Below are 16356 nucleotides of genomic sequence, written 5' to 3'. Positions count from 1 at the left end.
GGCCCCCGTGTCGCAGACTGCCCCACGCCCTTCTCCTCCCGTCATGGCAAACTGCGGCCGCACCCTTGCGCGGACGCCCCAACTAGCACAACCTTATCAGTGATGGACGTGCGGGCGGCCGACACGCCCGCGCAGGCGCAGGCGATTGGGACGGATGATGGCGATGGCAGGCAACGACGTGAGCGACGCGTTTTCGTGCGGGAACAAGACGGTCACGATCAGGCGCTCCGACGCGCCGGGCGTGCCCATCGTCTTCCTGAACGAGTTCGAGGACGATGGTGCCACCGTCTGGAACGCGTGTCGCAGCCCGGCCAAGCCCGGGACCGGGGGCGACCCCCTGCCACGTTGCGCGCCCTTCTCGCTCGTGACCGTCAGCGGACTTACGTGGGATCGCGAGCTCACGCCCTGGCCCGCATCCGCCACGCGTGCGGGGCAGGCCGACTACGGCGGAGAAGCCCGCGACCACCTGAGGCTGCTGACCGAGGACGTAGTCCCGCGCGCGCTCGCGGCCCTCGCCGCGGATTCCGGTGACGGGCCGATGCTGGTGCTCGCCGGCTACTCCCTGGCAGGCCTCTTCGCCACCTGGGCGGCCTTCAACACCAGCCTGTTCAGGCGCACGGCCAGCGTCTCCGGGTCGCTCTGGTACCCGGGCTTCGTCGACTACGTGCGCGACCACGAGCTCGCGTCGACGGTGGAGCGCATGTACTTCTCGGTGGGAAACCGCGAGAGGAAGGTGCCCAATCGCACGATGCGCTCGGTGCAGGACGACACGATCCGCATACGATCGCTCGTCGAGGAGCGCGGCGTGCGGACAACCTTCGACCTCAACTCGGGAAACCACTTCACGGGCTTTGCGCGGCGCATGCGCAAGGCGCTTGCCTGGACGCTGCGCCAGGAAGATGTTCCGGGCCTCCGCGGGGCGTAGGCCTAGCGCAGCCGCAGGCCAGCCAGGCTTCCCAGGGCCCCCGGCAGGATGTCCAGGTGCAGCAGCACCAGCACGAGGCAGACAAGAAAGCCCGCCAGGCACAGCAGCGCGTCGGCGACGCCGCTGGCCTTGCACGCGCCCAGCGAGACGCCGCGGCCCAGGGGCCAGAACAGGCGCTGGTCCTTCTTGTTCAGCAGATCGAGCAGCAGATGGGACGCATATCCCATCGCAAAGGGAGTCGCAAGCAGCGGATAGGCGAGCCTGAGCGCGAGGGTCGACGCCGCGAGCGCCACCACGGAGTGCGAGAAGCCGCGATGGCCCGAGGCACGCCCCAGCGCGAACACGGCCACGAGCGTCGCCAGACCAGCAAGCTGCTCGAGGCCCACGTGCGTGCGGGCGTAGTCGCAGACGCCCGTGCCAAGCACGGCGTCGGCCACGAGCGCGGAGGCCAGGACCACGAACAGTCCCGCCCAGACGCGACGAAGCTCTCGGCTCCCCTCGCTCGTGCCGATGTCGGTGTCCGGCGCCAGGGAGCCCATGACGCCGCCGATCGCAAAGGGGAGACACGAGGCGACGGGCTGCGAGAGCGGCACGAGTGCCAGCGCCGCAGCCGTCCCGACCATAATGTGCGTCTTTCCCGTCATGCAGGCCCTTCTCCTCCGTTTTTGCCTCGCCCCGCGCACCGGCGGAGCCGGAGGCGGGCGGCCCATGCCGTCCTCAAATCCCTGCAAGTATAGCGGGCGCATGGTCGAACGGGCGAAAGCCGCCCGTTCCTGGAGAGCTCGTGGCCGCGCCCTCATTCGGGGGGAGCGGCACGCCGCCGGCGTGCTAAAGTCTTGTTGTTAGGAACGCGCTGTTACTGACGGATAATCGTGGATCACCACGGGGAAGCAGCGTGAGACCATACCGCCGACCGTCTGGGCAAGCGCATCCACAAGAGGTGCCTTGCCTCTTTTTATGCAGGCACTCCTGGAATGCGCCGTCAGGAAAGGGAGACCATGCAGGACCTGATCGAGCTCTTGAGAACCAACCCCTACCCCGGCCGCGGCATCGTCGTCGGCAAGGACCGCGTCTACTACTGGATCATGGGCCGCAGCGCAAACAGCCGCAACCGCGTCTTCACCAAGACCGAGGACGGCATCATGACCGAGGCGCACGACCCCTCAAGGCTCGAGGACCCCTCGCTCATTATCTACCACCCCGTGCGCACCATGGGCGACGCGCTGGTCGTGACCAACGGCGACCAGACCGACACCATCGTCCAGAGGGGCAGTTTCCGCGACGGCTGCATGGCCCGCGAGTACGAGCCCGACGAGCCCAACTGGACGCCGCGCATCAGCGCGATCATCAACGCCGACGGCTCGTTCGAGATCTCCATCCTCAAGAACCAGCACGACGGCTCCAACCGCTGCCAGCGCAACTTCTTCGCCTACGAGGGCGTCGAGAAGGACCGTGGCTACTTCATCAGCACCTACCAGGGAGACGGCAACCCGCTGCCGACCTTCGCCGGCGAGCCCGTCGAGGTGAGCATGCCCGAGCCCGACGAGGTCTGGGCCGCGCTCAACGAGGACAACAAGGTCTCGCTCTACGCCAAGGTCGGCGAAGACGTCCGCATCTACAACAAGAACCTGGGCGACTAGCCCCCACGCGAAAGGAGCCATCGTGAACGAGCTTCAGCTCAAGTACGGATGCAACCCCAACCAGAAGCCCTCCCGCATCTTCATGAAGGACGGCTCCGACCTGCCTGTCACCGTCCTGTCCGGCAAGCCCGGCTACATCAACTTCCTGGACGCCCTCAACTCCTGGCAGCTGGTGCGCGAGCTCAAGGAGGCCACCGGCCTTCCCGCAGCCGCGTCCTTCAAGCACGTCTCGCCCGCCGGCGCCGCAGTCGGCCTGCCCCTGACCGAGACCGACAAGAAGATCTACTTCGTCGACGACGAGGGCGAGCTCTCCCCCATCGCCTGCGCCTACATCCGCGCTCGTGGCGCGGACCGCATGAGTTCCTACGGCGACTGGGCGGCCCTGTCCGACGTCTGCGACGCACGCGTCGCCCGCTACATCAAGCACGAGGTCTCCGACGGCATCATCGCGCCGGGCTACACCGACGAGGCGCTCGAGATCCTGCGCTCCAAGAAGGGCGGCAGGTACAACGTCGTCCAGATCGACCCCGACTACGTCTGCGCCGAGATTGAGACCAAGGATGTCTTCGGCATCACCTTCGAGCAGGGGCATAACTTCTTCAAGATCGACGACGAGCTCCTCTCCAACGTCGTGACCAAGAACAAGGAGATCCCCGAGTCCGCCAAGATCGACATGATCGTGAGCCTCATCACCCTCAAGTACACGCAGTCCAACTCCGTCTGCTACGTGAAGGGCGGCCAGACCATCGGCGTCGGCGCCGGCCAGCAGAGCCGCGTCCACTGCACCCGCCTCGCCGGCAACAAGGCCGACACCTGGTGGCTGCGCCAGCACCCCAAGGTGCTGGGTCTGCAGTTTGTCGACGGCATCCGCCGCGCCAACCGCGACAACTCCATCGACGTCTACATCTCGGAGGAGCACGACGACGTGCTGGCCGAGGGCGAGTGGCAGAAGTGGTTCGCGACCAAGCCCGAGGTCCTCACCATGGACGAGAAGAAGGCCTGGATCGCCAAGCTCGACGACGTCACCCTGGGATCCGACGCGTTCTTCCCCTTCGGCGACAACGTCGAGCGCGCCCACAAGTCCGGCGTCAAGTACATCGCCGAGCCAGGTGGCTCCATCCGCGACGACAACGTGATCGAGACCGCCGACAAGTACGGCATGGCCATGGCCTTCACCGGCATGCGTCTCTTCCACCACTAATCGCGGGCCCGCAGGCCTGAACGGCAGGGGCCTCCCGAAGAGGTCTTCGGGAGGCCCCTTTTTTGGCCCTTCCGCCTTAGCTCAACCGGCTGACGCCGTCTTCCAGGATTCGCATCTGGGCCAAGGTCTCCTCGGGCTTCACGAGCTGCGGGGAACCCTCGACCACGGTCCGGTACAGGGCGTCATACCAGCGCGCATAGCTGCTGCGCACCGTGGGGACGCGCTCCTCGTGGAAGGCCCCCTCGTCGTCGTAGCAGCGGAGCAGACCGTACTGCTCTGGAGCGTCCAAGCCAAAGTCGTCATGGCCAACGGGCAGATAGAAGTGCTTGAGGTCACGCTCCTGCTGGTCTTTCTGAACCTTGATGAAGCAGCCCTTAGTCCCATAGACCTCGAAGCTCGGCCGCTGGATTGCGCTCAGGTAGTTGGAGTGGGCCGTGCACTTGAGGCCCCGGTCGTCGTAGTACAGGTCGAAGTCGAAGTAGTCGTTTGCCATGCCCGCGCCCTGCAGCTGGCGCAGGTCGGCATGGCTGCGGTCTGGAATCCCGAACCAGTCGATGAGCTGGTCGACGCAGTGCGTGGCATGCTCGAAGGCGGCGCTGGTCACCACGTCAAGACGCTGCCCCTCCTTCTGCCAGGGGCGATAGTAGTCGTAGCTCGTCACCACCTCGAAGACGCGCCCCAGCCTGCCCGACGCAACGACCGCCCTCGCCGTGAGGTAGTCCGAGTCGAAGCGGCGGTTCTGATAGCACTGGACCATGAGGCCGCGCTCGCTCGCCAGCTCGAAGAGCTCGGCCGCCTGGTCGTAGCTCGCGGCGAAGGGCTTGTCGACGACGACGCTCTTCCCGGCCTCAAGGACCATCTTCGCCATCTCGTAGTGCAGGGCGGAGGGAGTGGTCACCTCGACTACGTCCACCTCGGGATCGCCCAGGACGTCCTCCACGTTGGTGGTGTAGCGAACGCCAGGCAAGGCATCCCAGGAGGAATGGTCGACGTGCCTGGCCTGAATGGTCTTAATGCGGAACTCGTCGGGCCTGTCCAGGACGAACGGGGCGTGGTAGCGATTGGTGCTCTTCCCGTTGCCGATGTAGGCGAGCGTAACGATTCTGTCTGGCATGACCCGCAACCTCCCGTGGCGAGCGTTTCTTCGCCGCAAAGGCGGCCCTAACCACTAGGGTACCCACCAACCCCGCCACGAGACCCCGTTCCCAAAAAACGCCTCCGCCCCAGAAGCGCGCGGCGGCGCCCACCGGCATTGTGGACGAGAGGTGCATGGCGTTCGCGCCGTAGGCCGCCTCGAACAAGGGTGGTGTATAAGTCGAAGCGAGAGTGAGGCCGGAACAGAACCGAGGGATGCATGCAGAAGTACGGCACCAAGTATCAGGAAATGACCGAGCGACCCGTAAAGCCCCTTGTCATATCGCTTGCGCTTCCCGCCCTTGCGTCAAACCTCGTGACGGCCATCTACAACATCTCCGACACGTTCTTCGTGGGGCACATCAACACGGCCGCCTCGGGCGCCGTCGGGGTCTCCTTCGTGGCCATGACCACGATCCAGGCCGCCGGGTTCTTCCTGGGTCAGGGCACCGGCAACGCCATCTCGCGCTACCTGGGCTCCAAGCAGAACGAGCGTGCGAACGTGATGAGCTCGACGGGCCTGGCCGCGGCACTTCTCCTTGGCCTCCTGATAGCGATTCTTGGCCATGTCTTCCTGGAGCCCCTCTGCCTGATCTCGGGCTCGACCCAGACGATCCTCCCCTACGCGAAGACCTTCATCGGCATCATCCTGATCGGCGCGCCCTGGATGTGCGCGTCGCTCATGCTCAACATGCAGATGCGCTTCGAGGGCGAGGCATCCCACTCCATGTACGCGATCATGACCGGCGCCGTGCTGAACATGCTGCTGACGCCCATCCTCGTGTTCGGTGTGGGCCTGGGCATCGCGGGCAGCGCCCTGTCGACCATCATCTGCGAGTTCATAGGCTTCTGCCTGCTCCTGCGCGCCATGATCAAGAGCGGCCTGACCAAGCTCTCGCCCCGCTACGTGCAGCTCACGCCCGCGCTGGCGCGCGAGGTCTTCAACGGCGGCTTCCCCTCGTTCGTGCGACAGGTCATGCTAGGTGTCGCAACCACCTTGCTCAACAACGCGGCCAAGCCCTTCGGCGACGCGGCCGTAGCGGCAATCGCCATCGTTCAGCGCATCACGGGCTTCGGCAACTACGTCCAGATTGCCATCGGGCAGGGCTTCCAGCCAGTCATCGGCTTCAATCTGGGTGCGAGGAAGTACGACCGCATCCGCGAGGGCTACTTCTTCTCGCTCAAGGTGGCCTTCGGCACGGTGCTGTGCATCGGCACCCTCACCTGCGTCTTTGCGCCCGAGCTCATCTGGTTCTTCCGCAACGACCCCGAGGTCGTCAGGGTGGGAACGCTCACGCTGCGTCTGGTGAGCTTCACCATGCCGCTGACGGGCGCGGCCATGATCACCAACTTCCTGCTCCAGACCTCAGGCAAGATGTGGCGAGCGACCATTCTGGGCGCCTGCAGGCTGGGCCTGGTGCTGGGGCCCGTCGTCCTGGTCCTCTCGCATGCGCTGGGACTCACCGGCGTACAGATCTCCCAGCCAGTGACCGACCTCATCACCGGACTGGTGACCGTACCCATGGCCGCTTCGGTTCTGCACGAGCTAGCGGGAGACGAAAAGAGGCACCTGGCCTTCTTGGAGAAGAGCCAGGCGCCTGAGGCAGAGGCCAAGTAACGAGGCCTCGCGGCCACGTTGTCCACAGCTAGGCGTCGAGCCGGTCGTAGAACGCGCCAAGGAGGTCCGCAGACTTCCTCAGCGCGTCGAGCTCGTCCTTCTCGAGGTCGATCTCAACGATCTCCTTGGCACCCGTGTGGTCGACGATGGTCGGCACAGAAAGGTAGATGCCGTCGATGCCGTACTGGCCCTCGACGTACACCGAGACGGGCACGATGCGGTTCTCGTCGAACAGGATGGTCTTGCAGATGGCCGTCGCGGAGGCCGCGATGCCATAGCAGGTGTTGCCCTTGCGGCTGAAGATGTCCCATCCCGCCTGCACCGTGCGCTTGCGAAGGCCCTCGCGGGTCACGCCGGCGGTGCGGTCGGCGTTGTCGCGCATGACCGCGTCCACGCGCTTGCCGCCGATGGTCGCGCTGTTCCAGCTGACGATCTCGGAGTCGCCGTGCTCGCCCAGGACGTAGGCCTCGACGCTCGCGGGCGCCAGGTCGTACATCTCGGAGAGCGCACGGGAGAGGCGCGCAGTGTCCAGGTAGGTTCCGCTGCCGATGACGCGCTGGGCAGGTAGGCCCGAGACCTTCCACGTGTAATAGGTCATGATGTCGACGGGGTTCGACACCACGAGGAAGATGCCGCCGAAGCCGGATGCCATAACCTTCTGGACCACCTCGCGCACCACGCCCAGAGACGGCTTGAGCATCTCCAGACGGTCGGTCGAGTCCTTGGGCATGGGCGCCGCAGCCGTGATGATGACGATGTCGGCATCGGCGCAGTCGTCGTAGTCACCCGCGTGGACGCTCACGTTGCGGTGCATGAAGAAGATGGAATCGCTCATATCGAGGGCCTCGCCCACGGCATGCTCGCGGTTGACGTCAATCAGGCAGACGTCCTCGCAAAGCCCCTGGCTAATGATGCTAAACGCTGTGGTGGAGCCAACCTTGCCCGCCCCGACGATGACCACCTTGGAATTCCTGTAGCTCATACATACCTTCCTTCGGTTGATGTGCGACACGAAGAAGGTACCACGCAAGCGATTGCGATGCGCGTTCCGTTGCGTTTCCTATGCGATGCGCGTCGCCAGGAAGACGAGGGCGACCCCGACGGTGAGGCTTATGCCCGAAAGCCAGACGGGACGATTCTTGAGCACGCGCGGAAGCAACTCGGCAAGGGCGATGTAGAGGATCATGCCCAGGGCCAGGCAGGTGAGCATGCCCCTGACGGGCTCGGTCATGATGGGGCTCATGAGCGCCATGACGGCCCCGCCCAAGAGCGTCGACAGCATTGCGCCGCTCAGCGCGATGGCCTTCGCGCGGCGCCTTTCGTGGCGAAGCGTCGAGAAAACGAGCATGCCCATGGGCACGTTGTGCAGACCCACGCCCAGCGCATAGGACGCGCCCTGCGCGACGTCGGCGCTCGACAGCGCGTAGATGGTCATGCCCTCGACGAGGTTGTGGATGACCAGGGCGAGGACCGTCATGATGCCGATGTGGATGGCGATGTCGTCCTGCGAGGCATGGCGACTGTGGGCATCCTCGTCGTCGTGGTCGGGAATGAAGCGGTCGAGCGCCAGCAGAAACGCGGCCCCAACGATAACCACCAGAATCGCGGGAACCGCGCCATGGTACGCCGTCGCCTCGATTGCCTCGGGGCCAAGGTCGAGCACCACAAGAGCTCCCATGGCACCAAGCGCGACCGCAACCGACATGTGGCTGACGCGTTCCGGATTGTTCGAGAACTTCACCACGACGGCGCCAACCGCCATAGAGATTCCCGCAAGGAAGGTGATGAGAAGTGCCATGGTATTAGTTCCTCTTTCGTCTTGTCCCTAGATGGCGCGCGGCGCATGGCAGCTGCCGGCAGCATGCTCGAGCCCCAGCTCGATCAGGCGATTCACGTGGTCGTCCGCGCTGAAGTAGTAGACAACGCGCCCTTCTCGCCTGCACGAGATGAGGCGTGCGTCCTTGAGGTTCGCAAGCTGGTGGCTGACGGCGCTCTTGGTCATCCCCAGCAGCGCCGCGACGTCCTGCACGCACATCTCGCGCTGCGAGACGGCAAGCAGGATGCGAATGCGCGTGCGGTCACCCAACACGTTGAAGAGCTGCTCGAGCCCGTCAAGCACCGTGTCGCAGGGCATCGCGGCGCGCACGCAGTCGACGGTCTCGGGATGCACGGGCTGGCAGCATCCCTCCCGCACCAGCCCTCGAACCTCGCTCACCTTGGACATGCGGCTCCCATCCTGATAGTTGAATCGACGCTCAACTATACGAATGGTTGAGCAGGCGTTCAACAAATGCCGTTTACCTCGATACAATCTGCACATCGACAAACGCTGTTAGCGTGTAGAAGCTCCGCCGCGATGACTACGGGAGCGCGATAGGGGCTATATATGTTCGCGGCAATACCATCAAGGCAAAGGAGGGCGCATGCCCAACAGCAAGCAGCCGGTAAAGATCATCATGCTCACCGGCTATCTGGGAGCAGGCAAGACCACGCTCCTCAACAACATCCTCGCCAACGACGAGGGCATCCGCGCTGCAGTGATCGTCAACGACATCGGCGAGGTCAACGTCGACGCCAGCCTGATCGCCGAGGGCGGACTGTCCGAGACCGACTCGCTCATCCCCCTCACCAACGGATGCATCTGCTGCACCCTCTCTGCAGACCTCGCCAATCAGCTCGACGGCATCGCGAAGAGCGGAGACTTCGACTACATCATCATCGAGGCCTCGGGCATCTGCGAGCCAATCCCCATCGCATACACCATCAGCTCGTTCTGCGACCAAAGCAAGAGCGGAGGCCAGGCTCCGCTCGCCCTGGACAACATCGTCGCCGTCGTCGACTGCGCCCGCATGTTCGACGAGTTCCACGGCGGCAAGGACCTCGTCGAGAAGGACGTGGACGAAGACGACATCGAGTCGCTCCTGATCCAGCAGATCGAGTTCTGCACAACCCTCGTCCTCAACAAGACCGACACTGTCACACCGGACCAGATCGCCGAGCTCAAGGCCATCGTCCGCAGCCTTCAGAAGGACGCCGTCATCGTCGAGGCAGAACACGCGCAGGTTCCCATGAGCGAGCTTCTTGACACCGGGCGCTTCGACTTCAACCGTGCCTACAACTCCGCCGCCTGGATGGACGCCATGGAGCACCCGGAGGAGCACGACGACCCCGAGGTACTCGAGTACGGCATCGAGACCTTCATCTACCAGCGTCGCGCCCCGTTTGACCTCGACAAGCTCTCCGACTACGTCAGCACTTGGCCGGAAAGCATCATTCGTTCCAAGGGCATGTGCTGGTTCGAGCAAGACCCGGACATGTGCTACGTCCTGGAGCAGGCGGGCCACCAGGTCCACCTGACGCAGAACGGCCTGTTCGTCGCATCCGCACCCGACGGCGAGCGCGAGAGGATCCTCAGGGAGAACCCCGAGCTCCTGAAGGACTGGGACCCCGAGTGCGGAGACCGCATGACCAAGCTCTGCTTCATCGGCCGCCACATGGACAAGGAGTCGCTCATCAAGGGCCTTGACGACTGCCTGGTCGAGTGGGTGCCCGACGAGGACTTCGAGTAGCGCACCACGTCATGCCCCGGGCTTGCGCCTGGGGCTTTTTTGGGTACAACCAGCGTAGGAAGACGCGGCCCCGCGCCGCCTTGCCCGTCCAACGCGCATCCAAGGGAGAGGAAACCATGGATCAGAACCTGTTCAAGCGCAACGAGCTTTTGGCCCAGACCGTCATCAAGGGCCTCGAGCGCCGAAACATCAGCGGCTTCTACGCCGCCAACCGCCAGGAGGCCCTCAAGAAGGCGCTCGAGCTCATACCCGAGGGAAGCACCATCACCATGGGCGGATGCATGAGCGCACGCGAGATCGGCCTCGTCGACGCGGTCCAAGGCGAGAAGTACCACTTCATCGACCGCGACAAGTACGACGACCCGCGCGAGGCCATGCTCGCAGGCTATGCGGCCGACGTCTTTCTGGCCAGCTGCAACGCCCTCACCAGCGACGGAATCCTGGTCAACATCGACGGCAACTCCAACCGCGTCTCGATGATCGCCCAAGGCCCCAGGAAGGTCGTCTTCGTCGTTGGCATGAACAAGGTCTGCGGCGACCTCGACAGCGCCGTCGCGCGCGCCCGCAACGTCGCCGCCCCCATCAACGCCCAGCGCTTCGACCTCGACACGCCCTGTCGCAAGACCGGAGCCTGTGCCAACTGCAAGTCGGCGGACACCATCTGCTGCAACTTCCTCATCACGCGCCACTCGCGCCACACCGGTCGCATGAACGTCATCTTGGTCAACGACGAGCTGGGCTACTAGCCCGCCCATTGGACCGCTCCCGGGCGGACCTCATAGGCGCAGCCCACGGCCTGCCGACGCCCCCCTGGCGTCGGCAGGCCACGTTCTTTCGAGCGGCATGCCGCGTGCCCCAACCCAAACGCGAGGTCACAAGCGCGACAGACATTCTTTCCATAATGCAAGATATAGTTGACATACACCAATCGATGCAATATATTTCTTACATCACGTAAGATATCAATTGCGTTTGGAGGTGAAGACGTGGAGGGAAAGAAGAACCTGCGCATGAGGGCCGCTCGCGTGGCCAAGGACCTGTCGCAAGCCGACCTCGCCCGTGCCGTCGGCGTCACCAGACAGACCATCGGGCTCATCGAGGCCGGGGGCTACAACCCCACGCTCAAGCTGTGCACGGATATCTGCAAGGCGTTGGACGTCACGCTCAACGACCTGTTTTGGGAGGACTAGAGAAATGATTACCACACTCAAGAGCAAGTGGCGCGCGTACGTGGGACCGACCGACGAGCGCATCAAGGCACACGAGAACGAGGTCTTCGCGAGGATGGGCAAGTTCCTGATGATCGCCAACCTCTGTCTCGCCTACTACGCTCTCCACCTCGAGGGACTCGCCACGCGGACAAACCTCATGAACGACTGGCCACGCGTGTCCCTGGTCCTGATTCCCAGCATGGTCCTTCTGGTCTACACCGGACTATCGGGAGCCTGGGCTTGCTCGCGATTCACCAAGGCCGGCTACGTCGACAGAAACAGGTTCGCCGAGACCGAGACGTTCCCGCGCGCATACTTTGCCCTTCTCGCCCTCCTGTCCGCAATCGCCTTCTTCGCGCTCCTGACCCTGTCCGAAGCCGCGGCAGAGTTCCAGGTCGTTGGATGGGAGAAAATCGCCTGGGCAGACATCGCCTCGACGGCCGCCTTCCTGTCGGCATTCGTGGGCGTCATGAGCTACATCGCAATGTATCTCGAGTACCTCAAGGCCCGTCGCAGCCGAAGGGCTCGCCTTGGCGAGATGGAAGGCTAGTCGCGCGAAGCCGGCCGAATACGAGATGTCCCAACAGAGCCGACGTGGAAGGCACGCACCCCACGTCGGCTCCGCTATCATTAGAAACTGTGGCAGCCTGCATAACGCGCTGCCGCAGGGAGGGTTGATGGCGATGACGAAATCCGCTTCGACAATGCATCACTGCGCAGAGAGCACGCACTGCCCGTTCGCCGTGGACGCAACGGCGTGCATGGGCAACATCCGCCTGTTCGCCGGCCTCCCTCTCGAGGCGAAGCACGAGCTCATCTCCAACGCGCGCCGCTCCACGCACCCCAATGGCTCCATCCTGGTCCGCGAGGGTGATCCCATCGAGTCGATACTCATCCTGCGCTCCGGTCGCATCAAGACCTTCCACATCGACGCGACCGGCGAGGAACACGTGCTCGACGTGCTCCACGAGGGGCAGGCCATCTGGCACGGCATGTTCCTCAAGGACCACAGCTACCACTACTCCGTGGCCTGCCTGAGCAAGGTCGAGCTCTGCAGCATCCATCGCACCGACTTCGAGGCCATGATCGCCAGTCATCCCGACGTCGCCATGGGACTCATCCGCATGATCGAGACCGAGCTCGACGACGCCGAGGAGAAGATCACGATGCTCAGCATCCGCGATCCCAAGCAACGCCTTGCCGAGTACCTCCTCCACCGCGACGCCCGCTGCATCGGCTCGGAGATCATGCTCAAGCTCGACGACATCGCGCGCTCCATCGGGCTCAGGCCCGAGACGGTCTCGCGCAACTTCAGCGCACTGGAGCAGGAGGGCTATGTCACCCGCCTTGGACGCGGGCGCCTCAAAGTCGTCGACCGAGAGGGGCTCAAGTCCATCTCGATGCTCGGCGATTAGTCACCGAGAAGAGCCAGGAATTGCCTGTTGAGAGCGATTGCGGACGCATCGCGCAGTACTGACGATTCATACTAGAAATGCAAGTATGATTTCGGCAGACGGCAAACCCTCAGCGCCTTCCTCACAAAGGGCACCCCATCTGAGCTGCTCGTTCAAGAATCGTTAGCGTTACTTGATTCTAATCAATGAACTACCCGTCACCTCAGGCTAGATTGACCAATGGAAATTGATCGGCCCGAAAGAGGTGACGCCCATGCTCGGTAGGATCCATTCGACAGAGTCGTTCGGCTCGGCCGATGGCCCCGGCGTTCGCTACCTCATCTTCCTGCAGGGCTGCCCCATGCGCTGCCGCTACTGCCACAACGTCGACAGCTGGGGCTTCAACAAGGGTGACATGAAGAGCGCCGACGAGCTGCTCGATGCGGCCGAGCGCTATCGCAACTACTGGGGCAGCGAGGGCGGCATCACCGTCAGCGGCGGCGAGGCCCTCATGCAGATCGACTTCGTGCTCGAGCTCTTCTCAAAGGCCCAAGAGCGCGGAATCAACACCTGCCTCGACAGCTCGCTTGCCCCCTTCACGCGCGAGGGCACGTTCTTCTCGAAGTTCGAGCGGCTCATGGAGGTCACCGACCTCATCCTGGCAGACATCAAGCACATCGACCCCGCAGAGCACAAGGCACTCACCGGCCACGACAACGCCAACATCCTTGACTGCCTGCGCTACCTCTCTTCCATCAAGAAGCCTGTCTGGATCAGGCACGTGCTCGTTCCCGGCATCACCGACGTCGACGAGTACCTGCACCGAACCAGGGACTTCATAGCAGGGCTCGAGAACGTCGAGCGCATCGAGGTCCTGCCATACCACACGCTGGGCGTCTACAAGTGGGAGGAGCTGGGCATCCCCTACACGCTGGAAGATGTCGAGCCCCCCACCGCAGATAGAGTGAAAAACGCGGAGGCAATTCTGCGCGGCTGCGCAGACTAGTTCCGCATGACAAGTGCCAAGGAGGCATGCATGGATCTACGTGATGAGTGGAACGGCTTTGTTGGTGGGCACTGGGTCGACGACATCAATGTCCGAGACTTCATCCAGAGGAACTACACCGCCTATGACGGCGACGACTCCTTCCTGGCCGGTCCCACTGAGGCAACCGACAAGCTCTGGGGTAAGGTGCAGGAGCTCCAGGCCCAGGAGCGCGCAAAGGGCGGCGTCCTGGACTGTGAGACCGAGGTCGTTTCTGGCCTGACCGCCTATGGCCCCGGCTACATTGACGAGTCGATGAAGGACCTCGAGAAGGTCGTCGGCCTCCAGACCGACAAGCCCCTCAAGCGCGCGTTCATGCCCTATGGCGGCATCAAGATGGCCCAACAGGCTGCCGAGAACTACGGCTATCACGTCAACGACAAGTTCAACCAGATCTTCAACGAGTACCACAAGACGCACAACCAGGCCGTCTTCGATGCGTACACGCCCGAGATGCGCGCCGCCCGTCACTCCCACATCATCACCGGCCTCCCCGACACCTACGGCCGTGGCCGCATCGTTGGCGACTATCGTCGCGTTGCCCTCTACGGCATCGATCGTCTGATTGCCCAGAAGCAGCAGGACAAGCTCAACTGCGGCGACGGCACCATGACCGACGACGTCATTCGCCTGCGCGAGGAGATCGCCGAGCAGATCCGCGCCCTTCAGGGCATGAAGGCCATGGCCGAGGTCTACGGCTACGACATCTCCAAGCCTGCGACCAACGCGCACGAGGCCTTCCAGTGGCTGTACTTCGGCTACCTTGCCGCAATCAAGACGCAGAACGGCGCCGCAATGTCCGTCGGCCGCATCTCCACCTTCCTCGACATCTACATCGAGCGTGACCTCAAGGCCGGCAAGATTACCGAGACCGAGGCCCAGGAGCTCGTCGACCACATGGTCCTGAAGTTCCGCATGGTCAAGTTCGCGCGCATTCCCTCCTACAACGAGCTCTTCTCCGGCGACCCCGTCTGGGCAACGCTCGAGGTCGCTGGCCTTGGCCAGGACGGCCGTCACATGGTCACCAAGAACGACTACCGCTTCCTGCACACGCTCGAGAACATGGGTCCCTCTCCCGAGCCCAACCTCACGGTTCTCTACAGCAAGCGCCTGCCCAAGAACTTCCGCGACTACGCCGCCAAGATCTCCATCGACACGTCTTCCATCCAGTACGAGAACGACGACGTCATGCGTCCCGTCTGGGGTGACGACTACAGCATCTGCTGCTGCGTCTCCGCAACGCAGACCGGCAAGGAGATGCAGTTCTTCGGCGCTCGCGCCAACCTGGCCAAGTGCCTCCTCTACGCCATCAACGGCGGCCGTGACGCGAAGTTCAAGGACAAGAAGACCGGCCTCCCCATGCAGGTTGGTCCCGAGTTTGCCCCCATCACCTCCGAGTACCTCGACTACGACGAGGTCATGCACAAGTTCGACCTCATGATGGACTGGCTGGCTGACCTCTACGTCAACATCCTCAACCTCATCCAGTACATGCACGACAAGTACTACTACGAGGCTGCCGAGATGGCCCTCATCGACACCGACGTCCGTCGCACCTTCGCCACGGGCATCGCGGGCTTCAGCCACGTCGTCGACTCCCTGAGCGCCATCAAGTACGCCAAGGTCAAGTGCATCCGCGACGAGTACGGCATCGCTGGCGAGTTCGAGACCGAGGGTGACTTCCCCCGCTATGGAAACGACGACGACCGTGCCGACGAGATTGCGGTCTGGCTGCTGAAGACCTTCATGAGCAAGATCAAGAAGCACCACACCTATCGCAACTCCGAGCCGACCACCTCGATCCTGACCATCACCTCCAACGTGGTCTACGGCAAGGCAACCGCCGGCATGCCCGACGGCCGCAAGCCCTTCACCCCGTTCGCCCCTGGTGCCAACCCCGCCTACGGAGCCGAGAAGAACGGCCTGCTCGCCAGCCTCAACTCCGTGGCCAAGCTCCCCTATGAGTACGCGCTCGACGGCATCTCCAACACGCAGACCATCAACCCCAGCGCCCTGGGCAACGACGAGGACCAGCGCGTCACCAACCTGGTCAACGTCATGGACGGCTACTTCGCCAATGGTGCCCACCACCTCAACGTCAACGTCTTCGGCATCGAGAAGCTCAAGGACGCGATGGAGCACCCCGAGAAGCCCGAGTACGCCAACTTCACAATCCGCGTCTCCGGCTACGCCGTGAAGTTCATCGACCTCACGCACGAGCAGCAGCTTGACGTCATCGCCCGTACCTGCCACGACCGCATGTAAGGAACCAGGCGCCATCGCCTGACCTCACAGACGGCAACGGCTCAGCCCCCCTCCCCTTTGAACCGCCTCCCTTTTCTTGGACATGAGAAAAGGGAGGCTTCTTTCATGACCCGAAGAACTTTGTACGACGCCGCCACGAGGTCGAAAGCCGCCGAGCTCTACGACGCGGGGAACGGTGTCAAAGCCATCTCCAGCCTGATCGGTGTTCCCTACGAGGCCGTGAGAAAATGGATCGACACGTACAGATCCGTCGGCATCGAGGGGCTGACAGACATGGGAAAGAAATACGCCGTCTACTCATATGAGACCAAGGTCGCCGCCGCGCGCGCCGTCGTCGACGAGGGCATGACGAAG

At 63.4% G+C, this 16356-nt stretch carries 17 protein-coding genes and 1 riboswitch; of the genes, 12 read left to right on the top strand and 5 right to left on the bottom strand.

Features of this window, described 5'->3' with window-relative positions; genetic code table 11:
• The first annotated feature begins 163 nt into the window (after positions 1-163).
• Positions 164-925, top strand: a complete 762-nt coding sequence (locus BMY31_RS00085) for an alpha/beta hydrolase-fold protein (RefSeq protein ID WP_143802902.1) — start codon at positions 164-166, stop codon at positions 923-925.
• 2 nt (positions 926-927) lie between these two features.
• On the opposite strand, the gene BMY31_RS00080 is transcribed toward BMY31_RS00085, so the two are convergent.
• On the bottom strand, positions 928-1569 hold the full coding sequence (locus tag BMY31_RS00080; protein WP_180371306.1) for a metal-dependent hydrolase: 642 nt from the start codon (positions 1567-1569) through the stop codon (positions 928-930).
• Between the two features lie 201 nt (positions 1570-1770).
• Positions 1771-1855: riboswitch (ZMP/ZTP riboswitch) on the top strand.
• Positions 1856-1923: 68 nt separating this feature from the next.
• Between BMY31_RS00080 and BMY31_RS00075 the strand changes: the two genes are divergently transcribed.
• Positions 1924-2565, top strand: a complete 642-nt coding sequence (locus tag BMY31_RS00075; RefSeq protein WP_091007221.1) for an IMP cyclohydrolase — start codon at positions 1924-1926, stop codon at positions 2563-2565.
• 19 nt (positions 2566-2584) lie between these two features.
• On the top strand, positions 2585-3766 hold the full coding sequence (locus tag BMY31_RS00070) for a phosphoribosylaminoimidazolecarboxamide formyltransferase (protein ID WP_219334841.1): 1182 nt from the start codon (positions 2585-2587) through the stop codon (positions 3764-3766).
• A 76-nt stretch (positions 3767-3842) separates the two neighbouring features.
• On the opposite strand, the gene BMY31_RS00065 is transcribed toward BMY31_RS00070, so the two are convergent.
• The gene (locus tag BMY31_RS00065) at positions 3843-4880 is read right to left on the bottom strand and encodes a Gfo/Idh/MocA family oxidoreductase (RefSeq protein ID WP_180363860.1); all 1038 of its coding nucleotides are present in this window, start codon (positions 4878-4880) and stop codon (positions 3843-3845) included.
• Positions 4881-5120: 240 nt separating this feature from the next.
• On the opposite strand from BMY31_RS00065, the gene BMY31_RS00060 reads away from it, so the two are divergent.
• The gene (locus BMY31_RS00060) at positions 5121-6518 is read left to right on the top strand and encodes an MATE family efflux transporter (RefSeq protein ID WP_091007218.1); all 1398 of its coding nucleotides are present in this window, start codon (positions 5121-5123) and stop codon (positions 6516-6518) included.
• Positions 6519-6546: 28 nt separating this feature from the next.
• Here the strand turns inward: BMY31_RS00060 and BMY31_RS00055 are convergent, their stop codons facing one another.
• The 3 genes from BMY31_RS00055 to BMY31_RS00045 all read right to left on the bottom strand — a co-directional run bounded on the left by BMY31_RS00055 (position 6547) and on the right by BMY31_RS00045 (position 8742).
• Complete coding sequence (locus BMY31_RS00055) at positions 6547-7500, bottom strand: L-lactate dehydrogenase (protein ID WP_091007215.1); 954 nt, start codon at positions 7498-7500, stop codon at positions 6547-6549.
• Positions 7501-7578: 78 nt separating this feature from the next.
• A complete protein-coding gene (locus BMY31_RS00050) occupies positions 7579-8316 on the bottom strand; it encodes a ZIP family metal transporter (RefSeq protein ID WP_078686257.1) in 738 nt (245 codons plus the stop codon).
• 27 nt (positions 8317-8343) lie between these two features.
• Entirely contained in the window at positions 8344-8742 is a 399-nt protein-coding gene (locus BMY31_RS00045; protein WP_091007212.1) for an ArsR/SmtB family transcription factor, read from the bottom strand.
• A 199-nt stretch (positions 8743-8941) separates the two neighbouring features.
• On the opposite strand from BMY31_RS00045, the gene BMY31_RS00040 reads away from it, so the two are divergent.
• The 8 genes from BMY31_RS00040 to BMY31_RS00005 all read left to right on the top strand — a co-directional run.
• A complete protein-coding gene (locus BMY31_RS00040) occupies positions 8942-10087 on the top strand; it encodes a CobW family GTP-binding protein (protein ID WP_091007209.1) in 1146 nt (381 codons plus the stop codon).
• Between the two features lie 116 nt (positions 10088-10203).
• On the top strand, positions 10204-10833 hold the full coding sequence (locus BMY31_RS00035) for a lactate utilization protein (RefSeq protein ID WP_091007207.1): 630 nt from the start codon (positions 10204-10206) through the stop codon (positions 10831-10833).
• Positions 10834-11073: 240 nt separating this feature from the next.
• Positions 11074-11277, top strand: a complete 204-nt coding sequence (locus tag BMY31_RS00030; RefSeq protein ID WP_255375249.1) for a helix-turn-helix transcriptional regulator — start codon at positions 11074-11076, stop codon at positions 11275-11277.
• 4 nt (positions 11278-11281) lie between these two features.
• Complete coding sequence (locus tag BMY31_RS00025) at positions 11282-11848, top strand: hypothetical protein (RefSeq protein WP_078686253.1); 567 nt, start codon at positions 11282-11284, stop codon at positions 11846-11848.
• Between the two features lie 127 nt (positions 11849-11975).
• Positions 11976-12713 (top strand): Crp/Fnr family transcriptional regulator, encoded by a 738-nt coding sequence (locus BMY31_RS00020; RefSeq protein ID WP_257612273.1) that lies wholly within the window; start codon positions 11976-11978, stop codon positions 12711-12713.
• 253 nt (positions 12714-12966) lie between these two features.
• A complete protein-coding gene (gene pflA, locus BMY31_RS00015) occupies positions 12967-13698 on the top strand; it encodes a pyruvate formate-lyase-activating protein (RefSeq protein ID WP_078686252.1) in 732 nt (243 codons plus the stop codon).
• A 30-nt stretch (positions 13699-13728) separates the two neighbouring features.
• A complete protein-coding gene (pflB, locus tag BMY31_RS00010; RefSeq protein WP_078686251.1) occupies positions 13729-16002 on the top strand; it encodes a formate C-acetyltransferase in 2274 nt (757 codons plus the stop codon).
• A 105-nt stretch (positions 16003-16107) separates the two neighbouring features.
• Positions 16108-16356, top strand: a 249-nt coding sequence (locus BMY31_RS00005; protein ID WP_143802901.1) for a helix-turn-helix domain-containing protein, incomplete at its 3' end; no start/stop codon positions are given.

The sequence above is a fragment of the Parafannyhessea umbonata genome, assembly GCF_900111255.1.
GTDB lineage: Bacteria > Actinomycetota > Coriobacteriia > Coriobacteriales > Atopobiaceae > Olsenella_J > Olsenella_J umbonata_A.
This window is presented reverse-complemented; position numbering and strand designations above follow the sequence as displayed.